17 protein-coding genes are annotated in these 13,845 nt (G+C 58.4%); 10 read left to right on the top strand and 7 right to left on the bottom strand.

Features of this window, described 5'->3' with window-relative positions:
- Positions 1-51: 51 nt before the first annotated feature.
- Positions 52-939, top strand: coding sequence for an EamA family transporter (locus JNJ45_01970; protein ID MBL8047426.1), 888 nt, complete (start codon positions 52-54; stop codon positions 937-939).
- Positions 936-1,919: a Gfo/Idh/MocA family oxidoreductase gene (locus tag JNJ45_01965; GenBank protein ID MBL8047425.1), complete on the top strand. Its 984-nt coding sequence runs from the start codon at positions 936-938 to the stop codon at positions 1,917-1,919. Before JNJ45_01970 ends, JNJ45_01965 begins: the two co-directional genes overlap by 4 nt.
- On the opposite strand, the gene JNJ45_01960 is transcribed toward JNJ45_01965, so the two are convergent.
- Both JNJ45_01960 and JNJ45_01955 read right to left on the bottom strand, forming a co-directional pair.
- The gene (locus JNJ45_01960) at positions 1,916-2,239 is read right to left on the bottom strand and encodes a prepilin-type N-terminal cleavage/methylation domain-containing protein (GenBank protein MBL8047424.1); all 324 of its coding nucleotides are present in this window, start codon (positions 2,237-2,239) and stop codon (positions 1,916-1,918) included. The two genes, JNJ45_01965 and JNJ45_01960, sit on opposite strands and share 4 nt — an antisense overlap.
- A 56-nt stretch (positions 2,240-2,295) precedes the next feature.
- Positions 2,296-2,619 (bottom strand): hypothetical protein, encoded by a 324-nt coding sequence (locus tag JNJ45_01955; protein ID MBL8047423.1) that lies wholly within the window; start codon positions 2,617-2,619, stop codon positions 2,296-2,298.
- Positions 2,620-2,663: 44 nt separating this feature from the next.
- Between JNJ45_01955 and JNJ45_01950 the strand changes: the two genes are divergently transcribed.
- Positions 2,664-3,584 (top strand): cation transporter, encoded by a 921-nt coding sequence (locus JNJ45_01950; protein ID MBL8047422.1) that lies wholly within the window; start codon positions 2,664-2,666, stop codon positions 3,582-3,584.
- Positions 3,585-3,620: 36 nt separating this feature from the next.
- Here the strand turns inward: JNJ45_01950 and rpmF are convergent, their stop codons facing one another.
- From rpmF to JNJ45_01935, 3 genes are all read right to left on the bottom strand, one after another.
- The gene (gene rpmF / locus JNJ45_01945) at positions 3,621-3,803 is read right to left on the bottom strand and encodes a 50S ribosomal protein L32 (protein ID MBL8047421.1); all 183 of its coding nucleotides are present in this window, start codon (positions 3,801-3,803) and stop codon (positions 3,621-3,623) included.
- 9 nt (positions 3,804-3,812) lie between these two features.
- Entirely contained in the window at positions 3,813-3,980 is a 168-nt protein-coding gene (gene rpmG, locus JNJ45_01940) for a 50S ribosomal protein L33 (GenBank protein ID MBL8047420.1), read from the bottom strand.
- A gap of 86 nt (positions 3,981-4,066) precedes the next feature.
- Positions 4,067-4,555, bottom strand: a complete 489-nt coding sequence (locus JNJ45_01935; GenBank protein MBL8047419.1) for a redoxin family protein — start codon at positions 4,553-4,555, stop codon at positions 4,067-4,069.
- 104 nt (positions 4,556-4,659) lie between these two features.
- Between JNJ45_01935 and JNJ45_01930 the strand changes: the two genes are divergently transcribed.
- Positions 4,660-5,844, top strand: a complete 1,185-nt coding sequence (locus JNJ45_01930) for a hypothetical protein (protein ID MBL8047418.1) — start codon at positions 4,660-4,662, stop codon at positions 5,842-5,844.
- Here JNJ45_01930 and JNJ45_01925 read toward each other — a convergent pair.
- The gene (locus JNJ45_01925; protein ID MBL8047417.1) at positions 5,841-7,409 is read right to left on the bottom strand and encodes a choice-of-anchor B family protein; all 1,569 of its coding nucleotides are present in this window, start codon (positions 7,407-7,409) and stop codon (positions 5,841-5,843) included. The two genes, JNJ45_01930 and JNJ45_01925, sit on opposite strands and share 4 nt — an antisense overlap.
- A 75-nt stretch (positions 7,410-7,484) precedes the next feature.
- Between JNJ45_01925 and JNJ45_01920 the strand changes: the two genes are divergently transcribed.
- The 5 genes from JNJ45_01920 to JNJ45_01900 all read left to right on the top strand — a co-directional run bounded on the left by JNJ45_01920 (position 7,485) and on the right by JNJ45_01900 (position 11,488).
- The gene (locus JNJ45_01920) at positions 7,485-7,832 is read left to right on the top strand and encodes a hypothetical protein (protein MBL8047416.1); all 348 of its coding nucleotides are present in this window, start codon (positions 7,485-7,487) and stop codon (positions 7,830-7,832) included.
- Positions 7,833-8,259: 427 nt separating this feature from the next.
- Positions 8,260-9,165: a ferritin-like domain-containing protein gene (locus tag JNJ45_01915; protein ID MBL8047415.1), complete on the top strand. Its 906-nt coding sequence runs from the start codon at positions 8,260-8,262 to the stop codon at positions 9,163-9,165.
- A 75-nt stretch (positions 9,166-9,240) separates the two neighbouring features.
- On the top strand, positions 9,241-9,687 hold the full coding sequence (locus JNJ45_01910; protein MBL8047414.1) for a VOC family protein: 447 nt from the start codon (positions 9,241-9,243) through the stop codon (positions 9,685-9,687).
- A 175-nt stretch (positions 9,688-9,862) separates the two neighbouring features.
- A complete protein-coding gene (locus JNJ45_01905; protein ID MBL8047413.1) occupies positions 9,863-10,765 on the top strand; it encodes a hypothetical protein in 903 nt (300 codons plus the stop codon).
- A gap of 138 nt (positions 10,766-10,903) precedes the next feature.
- A complete protein-coding gene (locus JNJ45_01900) occupies positions 10,904-11,488 on the top strand; it encodes a hypothetical protein (GenBank protein ID MBL8047412.1) in 585 nt (194 codons plus the stop codon).
- Positions 11,489-11,676: 188 nt separating this feature from the next.
- Here the strand turns inward: JNJ45_01900 and JNJ45_01895 are convergent, their stop codons facing one another.
- Positions 11,677-12,339 carry a DUF1275 domain-containing protein gene (locus tag JNJ45_01895; GenBank protein ID MBL8047411.1) on the bottom strand — a complete coding sequence of 221 codons (663 nt, stop codon included), beginning with the start codon at positions 12,337-12,339 and terminating at the stop codon, positions 11,677-11,679.
- 802 nt (positions 12,340-13,141) lie between these two features.
- Here JNJ45_01895 and JNJ45_01890 point away from each other — a divergent pair.
- Complete coding sequence (locus tag JNJ45_01890) at positions 13,142-13,843, top strand: Crp/Fnr family transcriptional regulator (GenBank protein ID MBL8047410.1); 702 nt, start codon at positions 13,142-13,144, stop codon at positions 13,841-13,843.
- The last annotated feature ends 2 nt before the right edge of the window (positions 13,844-13,845 follow it).

Raw genomic sequence — 13,845 nt, 5'->3', positions numbered from 1 at the left:
AAGAGAGAGCAAGTCACACGCCATTTCGTTCGCGAATGCAATAATTTGTGGGTGGCCAAGAGGGTCAACTTTCATCTCCTGGTTACCGTGGTCCTTTGGGCGGGCAATTTCGCCGCCATCAAGGCGCTGCATCAGCAGCTCTCGACCGAGGCCGTGGCCCTGTTGCGCACCATTCCGACCGCCATTTTCTTTGTGATCGTGGCCAAATGGCAAGGCGAAAGTCTGCGCTTCACCAGCCCCGAACACGCCTGGCGTAGCATCCTTCAGGGGTTCCTGAGCATGGGAATCTACATGATTCTCTTTCTGGCCGGGCTGCACCGCACCAACGAGAACGCGGGCGCGATCATCATGGCCACCTCCCCGCTCATGACGGGCCTTCTCAGCGTCGTGTTTAAACAGGACAAATTCCGCTGGGACGTGCTGATTGGGGCGGCGATTGCGCTCGGCGGCATCGGCGTGATCTTCGGCCACGGCAGCGAAAAACCAGGCGAATTGCTGGGCAATTTCTTGGTCTTCGCCGGTGCGCTCGTGTGGGCGCTCAGCGTCATCGTGATTCGCCCACTGCTACGCGACCACTCGCCCGCCAAACTCACCGCACAAGCCATGATCGGTGGTTGCCTGGTCATGATCCCGTTTGGCTGGTCCGCGACGATGCAAGTCGAGTGGGCGAGCATTCTTCCCCTCACCTGGGCCGCGCTGCTCTACACCAGCATTCTCTCCGGCGGCGTCGCGTTCATCACCTACTACCAGGGCATCTCCGAGATTGGCGCGGCCCGAGCCACGCTGTATCAATATCTCATTCCGCCGACCGCCATTCTCATCGGCCACTTCCTGCTCGGCACCCCGATCCTCACGACGCAGATCGTCGGGCTCGTCATTGTTCTCGCCGGAGTGATGCTGGGCAACCGAGTCCAAGCCACCAGTAAACTGGCGACATGATCAACGTTGGCATTGTCGGCACCGGGGGAATGGGGCGCGTCCACGCAAACCACTATCGCCGCATGCCAAACGTGCAGCTGTTTGCCTTCGACGCCAACCCCGACGCGCTCAAAGCGTACGGAGAGCAGTTCCCCACCGTCCAGACATGCGCTTCGTTTGAAGAACTCCTGAGCAAATCCGATAGTGTGGACGTGTGCCTCCCGACCGACCTCCACCAGGAAATCGGCCTCAAGGTCATTGCCGCCGGGCGGCACGTGATGATCGAGAAGCCGCTCGCCCGCACGACCGCCGAGTGCCGAACGCTCATCGAGGCTGCGTCCAAGGCGGGCGTCCAATTGGCCGCGGGCCAGGTTGTTCGCTACTTTGCCGAGTATCGCCGCGCGCACGAGTTAGTCGCCGCCAGCCGAGTCGGGCGAGTCACCGCCGCGCGATTGCGCCGAGGCGGCAAAGCTCCGACTGGCGCTGGGGGCTGGTTCCGCGACTTCGAGCGCTCCGGCGGGGTGCTCTTTGACCTGGCGATTCACGATTTTGATTGGCTCAGTTGGACGCTCGGCGAGGTGGTCAGCGTTAATGCCCGCGCCGTCGCCTTTAGCAAGCAGCCGTTCGCCGATGGCGATTACGGCCTGGCCACGCTCTGCCATGCCAGCGGCGCGGTCTCCCACGTCGAGGCAACTTGGATGGATCCGGCGGGATTCCGCGTGACCATGGAAGTGTGCGGCACCGACGGCATGATTCAGTTCGACTCGCGGACCACTGCCGCCGTGCGCGCCACCAACTTAGCCGGAACGACCTTCACCGACAACAGCCTTACGCCCGACCAGGACCCTTACTTCCGTCAGTTTTCAAGTTGGATTGCGGCGCTGGAAACCGGCACGCCGTACGAGATCACGCCCGCCGAAGCATTCAGCGCGGTGGCGATTGCCGAAGCCGCGATTGAAAGCGCAAAAAAGGGCACCAGTGTGGTGCCCGAGAAGCTTTAGGGGAGCACGCCGTGCTCGCTACAATCGGGATGCGTCCCGATGACGTTCGTGGTGTACGTGCCCGCGCTCGGGCAAGTCGGAAAAATGCCCTTGATGAACTGCGGCGCAATCTGCGCGTTCGTCACCGCGTCGCCGGTTGAAAGTCGATTCTCCATGGCGTAGATATCCTTCGCCTCCTCGATCTTTTTCATGTTCTCGAGGCAGGCGTTGCGACGCGTTACCTCACGAGAACGAACCCACGAGGGAACTGCGACGGCCAGCAGGACGCCGATGATCATGACCACGATCATGATTTCGATGAGAGTAAATGCGCGACGCATAGCAAAGCTTCCCCACTCTAATCTTCGGACCCCACCCGAAAATATGCAGGCTATGCCTAGTTACTTCCACATTTACAGGAAGATTTCTCACCGACTTTGCCAATTTCAAAGCCCGGCATCGCTTTGGCCTCATCAATGTGCATCAAGCTAATGTAACCCGGGACCAGTTCATCCTGAGTCACGGCGGTTCCGCTGGGTTGGCGGTGCTCCAACGCCCACTGTTCCTTGGCAAAGTTCACGCGGTCCAGTTTGAATGCGCACTGCTTGGCGGCTTCGGCTTTCTGATTGGCCAAAATTTCCGGCACACCGATGGCGGCGGCGGTCATGACAATGGCGATGACGGCGATCAATTCGAACTTGGAGAATCCACGATTGCGCATGCCTTGGGATGGCGGCAAGAATTGGGCCACAATGACACTTACCGATGGCAAACGCGGAACGAGCGGTGGAACAAGGGGCCCAGCTTTCGCTCGGCCTCACCACTCTCAATGTGCTCGGTAAGGTCATCGCGGGCACCCTCTCGGGGAGCGTCAGCGTTCTCGCCGAAGGTTTGCAATCCGCCGTGGACGTGCTGATTTCCTACGGCGTGCTCCAGGCGATTCGAGTCTCCGCCCGACCGCCCGACCCGGAACATCCCTATGGACACGGCAAGGCCGAGGTGCTGCTCGCTGCCGGGCAGATGATCGTCATCTCGATCACGGCGATCATCGTGGCCGCCCAGGCGACCCGCCGCCTCATTCATCCTGAGCCGATTACGGTGGACTACGGCCTCATCGCGATGGCCGCCAGCACCTTGATCAATCTCGCGCTCAGTCTGCACCTGGCCCGCGTCGCGCGGCAACATGGTTCCAGCGCGCTCAGCAGCGAGGTCACCCACCTGCGCGGCGACATGTTCGCCTCGCTCGGAATCCTGCTCGGGCTCATCGCCGTGAAACTCACCGGCTGGAAGCAACTCGACCCGCTCATCGCCATCGCGTTTATGGCGTTCGTCATCGTCTCGGCGTTGCTCCAACTCCGCAAATTGCTGCACCCGCTCATGGACGGCGCGCTACCCCGCCACGAGGTGACGCTCATTGAAGATGTGCTGCACTCGCACCCCGATGCGCGCGGATTTCACGCGCTCAAAACGCGGGCCGTCGGCTCGGAACGTTACGTGGACCTGCACCTGCTGCTCGACGATCACTTGAGCTTCGTTGAGGCGCACGATCTGGCCGAAGCCATTGAAGACCAGATTTCGCACGCGCTCGGCGGCGCGATCGTCAATGCCCACTACGAGCCCTACCACGCCGAAATGCGGCACCAGGCCGAAGCGCATGCCGAACAAAACGAAGCCGCTCCTCAGTAACCTGAGAAGCGGCCAGTTGGTTCGTCAGAAAAATTCTTACTTGTAGCCCGGGAGCTTGCGACCCTTGTAGTATCCGTCGGGAGTCGCGTGGTGGCGCAGGTGTACGCCGAAGTCCGAACCGACCTGTCGAGCTACGCTCACTTCCGGCATTTCGGTGCCGTAGTTGGTGCGTCGCTTCGCGGTTCGTTGGTGGCTGTGTCTTCGCTTGGGGTTTGGCATGATCGTTCCTTACTTCTTCTCGCGGTGAAGGGTCATCTTGCGGAGGTTGGGGTTGTACTTCATCAGCTCCAACTTATCCTTGGTGTTCACTTTGTTCTTTGATGTGCTGTAATAATTCTTCCCGTCTTCAGTACAGACAAGTCGAATAATTTCCCGCTTTTCGCCCTTTTTTGCCATGGCTGGTCCTTTGAATGTCGGCCTTTGAGGCCAATCGCAAGAAAAGAGTATGGCACAGGCGATTGACGGATCGCAAGTGGGGGGCGTCAGTCAATCGGCAGATAGCAGCCCTTCGCCTGGACTTCGGGTTGACTGATCGGCCGGCCAGCGAGCAACTCGTCAATTGCCTCCGCAAGGTCGTGCCGAAAATTTGTGGTCTCCTTGCCGTGCTCGATGTTGCGCCCATCAATCCGCCCGCGGTACACCACGTTGCGCGACCGATCCAGGAGCACCGCTTCCGGACTCACCTTGACCCCGAGCGCGCGAGCAAACGCGAGCTTGGGATCCAGCACAAACGGCGATGTCTGTTTGTACTCGCGCGAGACCTCGCGAATGATCTTGCGCTCACTCACCTCGTTGGGGAAGCTCCGAATCAAGGTCAACTGCTTGCGATACTTAAGGTGCAGTTTCTCGATCACCGGCGCGTAGCGGTTCGCAATCGGGCACTCGGCGGTCAGATAAATAATCACCACCGGTTGATCCGCGGCGACCTTGGCTGCGTTGCCGTTCACCAACTGAGCGGCAGGCAGCTTCACATTTTTTGGCAAATCCGTCACCGCCGGGGCCGCAAGAGCGAGTATTGCGGCGAGTAAACACGTCATATTCGTACAAGACGCTTGCGCGGCGAGCAGAGTTTGATATGAACCCGAAGTTGTTTCTGATTCTGGGGGCGGGCACCACGCTGGGCCTCGCCTGGCAAGCCGCGCCGCAACCGGACGAAGACGTCAATCGGCAGGTGCAAGAACTCATCACCCGCGAATGCGTGTCGTGCCACGGCGCTAACGGAATCGGCGGCGTGAGGCTCGACAGTTCCGAGCGCATCGTCTTCCACCAAAAGCTGATCTACCGCCAAATCCTCAGCCAAGCGATGCCGCCCCACCTTTACGAATCGAACGTCAAGTTCGTCGGCCACTCACGGCAACTCAACGACGACGATCGGCTGCTCATTCAGAAATGGCGAAAGGCGAGCGAAATCAAACTCCCCGCCGTCGTGCCACTGGAACCCATCCGCGCCGACCAAGTTGTTGAGCTTACAAACCCCGAACCGATCCCCGCAATCGGCGATGACCAACGCCGGGTCTACGCGTTCAAGATTGACGCGACCGACCAGGGCTTATCGGCCATCCAGATTCGGCCCGACGCCGCCAACAGCTTGCGCTACACGTCGGTTGCCATCGTCGCGGCCAAGGATGTCGAGGCGGCCAAGCGAGTCGGATTGACTTCGGGCACGTTCACAGGAATCAAGCCCTACTTCGCGACCACAATCGCCCCCGGTTCCGGCGCGCTACGGCTGCCCGCCGCGATTTCGCTGGTGGATGACGACACCATGGTCGTGCTGGTTCACCACTATAAGGCGACCGGCAAGCCCGAGCGCGACCGAAGCACCGTCACCCTGAGCTACGGCAAGGCGCAGCCGGTCGCGACCGTCCAAATGGAGCAGCTCAACTTTCTGATCCCGGCCAACAAAGTGTTGGAGCAAACGCTTACTCACGAGTTCACCGACGGCAATTCCATGCTCAGCCTGATGCCCGAGGCGCGCAACTACTGCGCCGAAATCGAGATCACGCTCATCAAACCGAAGGGCGAACCGGAAACGCTCTACCACACCCGGCGATGGGACTACAGTTTCGCTCCGGCCCTCCAATTCGCCGAACCCGTTCGCGTTGAAAAGGGAAGCAAAATCACTGCCCGATTCTTCTATCGCAACGACGAAAAATGCCGCATGAACGAGAACCGCGAACCGGCGGATGTGAAGTACGGAAAAGGCCCCGACGACGAAGTGTGTCGTCTGGGCCTGGCCATGGTTCCCGATTCGGCGGACTAGCGCAGAACGCGAGCGCGGAACTGGTTGACGCGAACGGCGGGAAGGCCGCGACCCGTGGTGGACATGGTCCACTTGACCTTCGCCGTCACTTCGTTCGTGGTTTGGTTGACAAAACGCTTCGGCAACACGGTCACCGGCATGGATGCGAGCGATTCGCCTTCACCCAAGTTGCGCGTGTTGATCACCTCGTAGCGCTTCGTTTGCACGTTCAGCAGACTCACGGTCTCCAGCGCCGAACCGCCCTGCGCGCCCGACTGCAGGTCAATCGTAAAATTCTGAGGCTCCGTGTCAAAGGTCTTGAACTTCATCAGCGCTTCCGCCGACTTGCGCAGTGGGCTCACGCTCTTGGGGAATCGCACCGAGATGACATTTGAATCCACCGCGGTCAGCGAGCTCAGCGAGCCGCCGCCGAGTGCGCCAGTCACCAGTTGGAAGGTCGTCGCCGCTTCCGTGCGAGTCAGCGCCGCGCTTGCGTTCAGCACGAACAAGCCGCGATTGATGTCGCTGACGATGACGGTGCCGCTGGGGAAGAACGGATACGTGCTCCACGCGCCCGAGAACTGAGCCGAGTTGCTGCTGGGATACGTGTCGTAGTTGCCCACTTGCACCGGCGCGGTCGGATTCTTGGCGTCGAAAATGCGCAGACCCGAGCGATAGTTAGCTTGGAAGAGGAACCCGTCGTCCCAATACTGGTTGTGATCAATCGAGCTCAGCCCGCTGGAGAACGTGCCTACCAGCACCGGCGCGTTAATGTTCTCCACGTTGAACACCAGCGAGCGGGTGGTGCCGCCGAAGTTCTGCTCGTCGAGTTCATCATCAACAAAAAGATACTTACGGTCGGCGCTCAGCCAACCCTGGTGGCAATAGCCGATGTTGGTGTAGGTCGCCCGCGCCAGAAATACCGGCACACTCTTGTTGGTCACGTCGTACAGGTCCACGCCTCGACTCTCGCTAAAGCCGTAGAGAATCTGTCGCCCCGCGTACGGGCCGCTGGTAAACGTGTTCACCTGCACGTCGTGCATGTAGTTGGTGGTCAGCGAGTTGGCCCCCACGCGCACCGGATTCCCCGGATTGCTCAGGTCGAAGCACATGGTGGTGCCGGTTCCGGTTCGACTGCCGCAAGTATAAAGGAACCCGCTGGTTTCGTCGATATGGATGTTGTGCGAGCTGCCCGGGCTGGCGATGGTGCGCACCAAAGTGACGATCCCCTGATCCACCTGCGAGAGATTGATGACCATGATGCCCGAGCCGGCGGCTTCGGTCACCACATAAGCATGGTCGCGGTAGACCTTGATATCCGACCACGTGCTGGTGAGGTGCGGGAACGCCTGAATGATCACCGGCGCGGCGGGGTTTGTTACCTCGACCACAGTCATTTGGTCCACTTGGCCCATGAGCGCGTACTCGCGGCCAGACGGTGAAACATATCCCCAGCAGTCATTCCCATCGCCGCCCGCAAGCGCGGCGTTCGAAAGCCAGGCCGACTGCGTGACGTTGGAAGATGTGAATTGCGCCAGAGAAATGGCGCATGCGCACAGCGCAGCAAGAATCGCGAGAGGTTTCATAAAAGTGCCCACCGAACCACGGATATTGTACGACAGGTTTGACCGTTTCCAAAGTTCGCTGTCAAGCTTTGGGTTATGTCATTTGATTTTTGGCCGCCGGAACTCGACGCCGTACTTGCCGCGCGCGAGCATCACCGCGTGCTGCTGGAGAACGAGCACGTGCGCGTGCTGGAGACCCGCATCCGCCCCGGCGAGACCACCGCCCTGCACACCCACCAGCATCCGGCGGCGACGACGATTCTTTCGTGGGCGGATATGGTTCGGCGCGACGAGCACGGCGCGGTTCTGCTGGACACGCGCGGCGCCGCGGGTCCGGATGCGCTGCCCGCGACCACCTGGACGCCGCCTCTCGGGCCGCATACTCTGACGAACGTCGGCGCGGAGGACATCCACGTGATCGTGGTGGAGCTGAAGGGTAGGTAAGCCTTCGGCCAGGCGGGCAGGTACTTTCTCAATCCTTACTCTCTGCACCGCGCCAGCCCGCCCCCGTCTGGGCAAAGCGACGAGCGTAGCGTGGTCGCGCGGGCGTGGCATGTGGGCAGACGGGGGCAAATGTCTCCAACCTACCCACCGAAAAACCTCCCTCCACCGCAGCGACAAGCTCCCACCCACCTCACCTCCCTCCACCGCGACAGCCCGCCCCCGTCTGGGCAAAGCGACAAGCGCCAGCGTGGTCGCGCGGGCGTGGCATGTGGGCAGACGGGGGCGACTCACGCCAAATTTCGCCCCCCTCCTGAACCCATGGTGAACGTTACATGACGGTTCTCTGAACACGCGCCCGCCACAAAAATTCCCGCGTTACCTTAGGTGAGCCTTGCTCATGAATTGAAGCAAGACGAAGGAAATTCACATGAGCATTACTCGAGAATTATCACTGGCCCGAGAAGAAATGGCGGAAAAGCGCTTCGAACGCAGAACCCTTCTTAAGGGCATGTTGGCCGGCGGCGCGGCTCTCTTCGGCGGCGGCGTGTTGGCCGGTTGCGGAGGCGATGGCGCCGACACCATCGGCGTCGGCAACGCCACCGATATCAACGTCCTCAACTTCGCGCTCAACCTCGAATACCTCGAGGCCGAGTACTACCTGCGCGCCGTGTTCGGCGTCGGCCTTTCGCAAAACGATGCCGGCGGAGCCACCGCCGGCGCGGTCACCGGCGGTAGCGCGGTCACCTTCTCCACCCCCGCCTTCGAGCAGTACGCCCGCGAAATCGCGGCCGACGAGCTCGCCCACGTTCGGTTCCTGCGCGCCGCTCTCGGCACGCAAGCCGTCGTCCGCCCAGAAATCAACCTGCGCGAAAGCTTCAACGCGGCCGCCGCGGCGGCAGGACTCGGCCCGACGTTCGACCCGTTCGCTAACGAGGTCAACTTCCTCATCGGCGCGTTCGTGTTCGAGGATGTTGGCGTGACGGCCTACAAGGGCGGCGCCCGGCTGATCACCAACAAGGATTACCTTGAGGCCGCGGCGGGCATCCTCGGCGTGGAAGCGTATCACGCCGGAATGGTGCGCACCGTGCTGTATAACATCGGCGGTTCGGCGGTCACTACGGCGCAAGCCATCTCCGACCTTCGCGACGGCGCCGATGGTGCGGGCGATAAGGACCAAGGCATCGTGGTGGGCGGCAACGCCAACATCGTGCCGACCGACGACAACGGCATCGTTTACACCCGCTCGACGGCGGAAGTCCTGAGCATCGTTTACCTGGGTGGTAGCGGCAGCGGCGGCTTCTTCCCCGCCGGCCTCAACGGCAACATCCGCTAAAGCTTGTTGCCTCGCCCGCCTCGAGCGTTCGAGGCGGGCGTTTTTGCGCCCGAGCTTGGTGGATACTCAAGTCATATGGCAGATAGCTCTCCCTTGCGAATGCACAATACCGGCATCGTGGTCGAATCACTCGATCGCGCGATTGAGTTCTTTGAGGTGCTGGGTATGTCTCTCGAAGGTCGTTGGATCGTCGAGGGCGATTGGGCCGGAAGGGTCACCGGTCTGCGCGACCAACGGGTGGAAGTTGCGATGCTCGCCACTCCCGATGGCGTAAGCCGACTCGAAGTCAGCCAGTTCCTTGCCCCCGCCACTGTTGCTGACCATCGTCTTGCGCCCGTCAATGCGCTCGGCTATTTGCGAGTGATGTTCAGCGTGGCCAACCTTGAGGAAACCCTTACTCGCCTGCGGCCACTCGGCGCGACCGTGGTGGATGAGGTTGTGGAATACCAGGGCGTGTATCGGCTGTGCTACATCCGCGGCCCGGAGGGCATCCTCATCGGCCTCGCTCAGGAACTCAAGTAATCCGTAGACGGGCGAAGGTAGGCCCGGGTAAAAAATAGAAGTGAGATACCGGTCACCCTCAATTGCTGTAGCCATCTCCATTACTCTCCTTGGGTGCGGCGCAAGAATGAGCAATAAGGTAGAGCCCGCTCCAAACTACAAAACACAAACTAGTCCATCAAAGAAAGTCCTGGTCTTGGAGCAGATTCAAGCGATCAGCAGCATGGATGACAATGCATTTGTGTACGACAGCTTGGGGAGTACCTTTGCGATCGGTCATGATGCAAAGGTCGTTCGCATCTATGAGTATCTTCCCGCTAAGTCACCCGCACCAACTCTGAAAGCTACGCTGAAGCACACAGTGAGCGTGACACGAGCGTTGCTAACAAGTGACTTAAACTACTGCCTTACCTCGGACAAGTTTTCTATATATCTGTGGGACATAAAAAACGCTCGGATGCTAAACCACATGAAAGCACCTGAGCTCTGGAACAACTCATTTGAAGATATGATCGAGCATCTCGTCAGGTCGGGCCCAGATGCGTTTACGATAGTAAGTATGCTCGGAAGAAAGAGTGACATCAGTATTACGGCTGGCGTTCCTGGTTCGCCAACGATATCGAAACTTGACTACAAGTCACTAACATTTGTCGTCAGTGGAAATGGACAACCGCAGATCGCCCTTATTGGTTATGGTGGACTTGCCCCGCGGCTTGAAGGTTGGCAGGGCAGCAACAAAAATTTCGTTCTGGAGGCTCCTCCCGACATGGCTAACGCAGGTCAGTTTGATTCCGGCAACATCGTTGTTGTCTCAGAAAGCGGTCAGTGTAGAATCGAGACCAAGGCTGGAGAACTACTTCATGACATTCAAATTCCCGTTCTTAAATCCAGCTATATCAGTCTAGAAGTTAGAGGAGGAAACGCCATCGTTTCTGACGGGGCAAGCGATTGGATCGTTTCTGAGGAAGGCTCTTTGGGCAAAGTTGCGCAACAGCATAATTTTGGGCGCACCTGCAACCCTCTGGTTAAAGACATCATACTTCAAGTATCTGATCGTACTATTTCTTTATTGCGGGTGAAGAGCGTCGAAAGGCCATGACTTGTTCGAAGACAATATTCAGTATGATGGACTAAGTCAGTCTTCAAGGCGTCGAAAAAAGTGGTGGATTGCTTGCTCATTCCTGGTCCAGAATGTGCTACACGACATCCGGAAACCGGGTAAACACAAACCAAAGCGATGAAACTCCCGAGTTTTCTTCAACGTAAGAGCAGCCCCGAGCAGTTTTGGCAGTGGTTTGCCGCCAATGCCAACACGCTGCGCAGCGGCGACATGAACGCCAACGTCACCAAAATCGCGGAACAACTCGCGCGCATCCACCCCGACCTGTGCCCCGGAATCTCGATGCAGACCGACACCTATCAGCTGGAGATCAGCCCCGGCGGATTGCAAGGTGTGGCGCCGATCGCCGTGCAAGTAGCCCGCGCCGCGCCCCAGATTCGCGGCTGGAACGTGGTGGCATTTCGGCAACGCACCGAGCCGCCGGTCATCCAAATGGCCGGGCAGGAACTCGACCTGAACCTCACCAAATTTATCTCGGCGCGCAATTCCGAAAACTACCTCGACGTCACGCTCTATCTGCCGCTCCCGGTGCAAGTCGACGAGCAGGTCCTCGGGCAGCTCGGCTTCCTCACGCTCGACCACTTGCTGGGCGAAGAGGTGGTGATGACACGGCTCGGCGAACTGGCGTTTGAAAACATGGTCAGCGCGCCCCGGCACGCCCGCCCGCTGCCCGAACTGCTCACGGAAATGGGGCTACAGTAACTCCCAAAGTTGGCGGCCCCGGAGGGAATCGAACCCCCGACGCCCTCCTTAGGACTGAAAAAACTTGGCTGAAAAATTTCTGATTTGAGTCTACAGGGGTCTCACGACGACTGCCAAAATCCAGTGGCTAAGAGAGACCTTTTGAGAGACCAGCGGGAAAGGTCTCCCACTTCCCTCCATTTGGTCTCTCAATTTTGTCCAGTGCGTTGCGACGTCGCAATGTTCAGCTTAGCTGAACAGGCGCAGAAAAACAGTGCTGCTAAAACTGCTGGCCAAAGTGTGAGGGCCAGAAGTGCGCCATGCGCCCATGCTCCTAGGATCGCGCCAGAGACCAATCCGAGCCAATGTAAAGCATACGGCCACCAAGTATCTTTCGATCCGCCAAACATTATTGCCGCAATCTGCTGTCCTAGTTTTACCAACGTACCTGTCATATAAGTTAGCCCGATGCTCACCTCGCCATCCCGTTGAAATACGGCGTTTTCCGCACCCATTGCCAACACCATGAACGCGGTGCTCGCATAAGTCTGTCCAATGGTGTGACAGATTGCGGCAATGAAGAGGAGGATGGTGACGATCATGAGCACCCAAGTTTTCCTCCTATCACCAGCTTGCCGAGAAACTACAGTCCCGACAATCACTCCCACCACGAATAGAAAGATTACACCGAAAACCAGGTAGGCATATTGATAACGATTGTTTACTAAGGCGACGCTCAACCTCGTGGAATTTCCACTCATAAAAGAAACAAATACACCGCCAGTCGCTAGGAATCCAGACGCATCAACGTAGCCAGCGAGGCAAGAAAGACCCACAGCCAGCGCAATAGCGTTTCGGTCGTAACTAGTCATCTTCGACGTTTCTGTATACATGCATTATGATCACAAATAAGCGGTTCACAGAGTGTGAACCGCTGAGGTCAGTAGTCCTCCGGCAGGAGAACTGTTGTAGCTGATCGATCCCACTCAGTGATGATCCAGAAGCAAATCTTATCCGAACTGTCGTAGGCCGAGAGAATTCTGCTTGCTTCCAATACGGCTCGGTCGTTGGCTTCTCGGTCATTTTGATCCAACTCTCCCCAGTCACCAACCCATGTGACGGTTGAGACCGTTCTGAATATCGCGGTTGTTCACGACTGCAAGAACGCGAGAAATGGCTACAATTCGACCAAGTGGGAAGAGAGGTTGAGTATTTGACATGATCCGGCCCCAAAGGGACGCGGGCTGGCTCCACTCAGAACTATCAAGGGTGCCTTGAGTGCCCGCGCCCCATCCGATGCCAGTGGAAATTTGCCGGCAAGAACCTTCTCCGTGATCGGCGCGAGTGGACATGGTCTCTCAAGTCTACACTCAACGCGAGCCAAGGATTGAGAGACTTTTGGAGAGACCAAAAGGTGAAGTCGCTCTAATCCCTCCAAGTTGTCTCTCTATGTTAGGTTCAAATTAGTGGCGGCCCCGGAGGGAATCGAACCCCCGACGCCCTCCTTAGGACTGACATTTTCTAGGTTCAACGAAGCAGGCCGTTCGTCCGCCGTCGAACCTAAATGACCGCCCTTGTCCAACGCGTTGGAGAGACCTTGGAGAGACAAGATATGAGCTCAATGGCGGCAATTTGGTCTGAATATGCGCTTGACTAATCTGCCAAACTCATTCCATGTCTGAGCAAGCAGAAGCACCGTCGCGCCGGGAGGTCTTCTTGAGCAGCACGCTGCTGGGAGGCCTCACAGATGATCAGGTCGGCGAGCTTGTGGTGAATTCTCGCATGGCGCATGCCGAAAAGGGCGAGACGATTTGGCTTAGCGGTAGCAGCGTCTCTTTTTTTGGTGTGGTGGGAACCGGGTTCATCAAGATGACTACACTAGGACCAAGCCATCAGGAGATCACGACGGAAATCATGGGGCCTGGGCACGTGTTCGGTTTGTTAGGGGCCATCGATGGCACAGGGTGCCCGCAGTCAGCCAAAGCGATCACCGGAACCTGGTATCTCAAAGTGCCGAAGGCAGGCTTTTTGCCGGTCTATGAGAAGAACGTCGTTTTGAAAGAACAGGTTTTCAGGCGCACTGCGCACCGGCTAAGACAGTCATTTGATCTGATTGCGCACCTCTCGGTAGGGACGGTTGAGCAACGTGTGGCAGCCGTGCTTCTCGTGCTCACACGGTCGTTTGGGCGAGAGCTCCCAGAGGGGCTTTTGTTGGACGTTCCCCTCACGAGGCAAGAAATCGCTGAGCTCGCAGGTACGACCGTGGAGTCCACGATCCGCATCATGAGCCGTTGGCAGAAGCAGGAGTGGATTGAAACCCAGGCGCGGCATATCCTCGTAAAGGATCTGGACAAATTGCTTCAGGCCGTCCGATAGGA

Source organism: Chthonomonas sp. (genome assembly GCA_016788425.1).
Taxonomy (GTDB): domain Bacteria; phylum Armatimonadota; class Fimbriimonadia; order Fimbriimonadales; family Fimbriimonadaceae; genus JAEURQ01.
Note: the sequence above shows the minus strand (reverse complement) of the source record. Positions and strands in the feature narration are given on the sequence as shown.

What these genes read in the sequence shown, in the direction of transcription:
- rpmG (MBL8047420.1), bottom strand. Translation starts at nt 3,980, where the DNA reads ATGGCAAAAAAGGGCGAAAAGCGGGAAATTATTCGACTTGTCTGTACT.
- JNJ45_01930 (MBL8047418.1), top strand. Translation starts at nt 4,660, where the DNA reads ATGAACCCGAAGTTGTTTCTGATTCTGGGGGCGGGCACCACGCTGGGC.
- JNJ45_01910 (MBL8047414.1), top strand. Translation starts at nt 9,241, where the DNA reads ATGGCAGATAGCTCTCCCTTGCGAATGCACAATACCGGCATCGTGGTC.
- rpmF (MBL8047421.1), bottom strand. Translation starts at nt 3,803, where the DNA reads ATGCCAAACCCCAAGCGAAGACACAGCCACCAACGAACCGCGAAGCGA.
- JNJ45_01900 (MBL8047412.1), top strand. Translation starts at nt 10,904, where the DNA reads ATGAAACTCCCGAGTTTTCTTCAACGTAAGAGCAGCCCCGAGCAGTTT.
- JNJ45_01915 (MBL8047415.1), top strand. Translation starts at nt 8,260, where the DNA reads ATGAGCATTACTCGAGAATTATCACTGGCCCGAGAAGAAATGGCGGAA.
- JNJ45_01960 (MBL8047424.1), bottom strand. Translation starts at nt 2,239, where the DNA reads ATGCGTCGCGCATTTACTCTCATCGAAATCATGATCGTGGTCATGATC.
- JNJ45_01925 (MBL8047417.1), bottom strand. Translation starts at nt 7,409, where the DNA reads ATGAAACCTCTCGCGATTCTTGCTGCGCTGTGCGCATGCGCCATTTCT.
- JNJ45_01890 (MBL8047410.1), top strand. Translation starts at nt 13,142, where the DNA reads ATGTCTGAGCAAGCAGAAGCACCGTCGCGCCGGGAGGTCTTCTTGAGC.
- JNJ45_01895 (MBL8047411.1), bottom strand. Translation starts at nt 12,339, where the DNA reads ATGACTAGTTACGACCGAAACGCTATTGCGCTGGCTGTGGGTCTTTCT.
- JNJ45_01920 (MBL8047416.1), top strand. Translation starts at nt 7,485, where the DNA reads ATGTCATTTGATTTTTGGCCGCCGGAACTCGACGCCGTACTTGCCGCG.
- JNJ45_01950 (MBL8047422.1), top strand. Translation starts at nt 2,664, where the DNA reads ATGGCAAACGCGGAACGAGCGGTGGAACAAGGGGCCCAGCTTTCGCTC.
- JNJ45_01965 (MBL8047425.1), top strand. Translation starts at nt 936, where the DNA reads ATGATCAACGTTGGCATTGTCGGCACCGGGGGAATGGGGCGCGTCCAC.
- JNJ45_01955 (MBL8047423.1), bottom strand. Translation starts at nt 2,619, where the DNA reads ATGCGCAATCGTGGATTCTCCAAGTTCGAATTGATCGCCGTCATCGCC.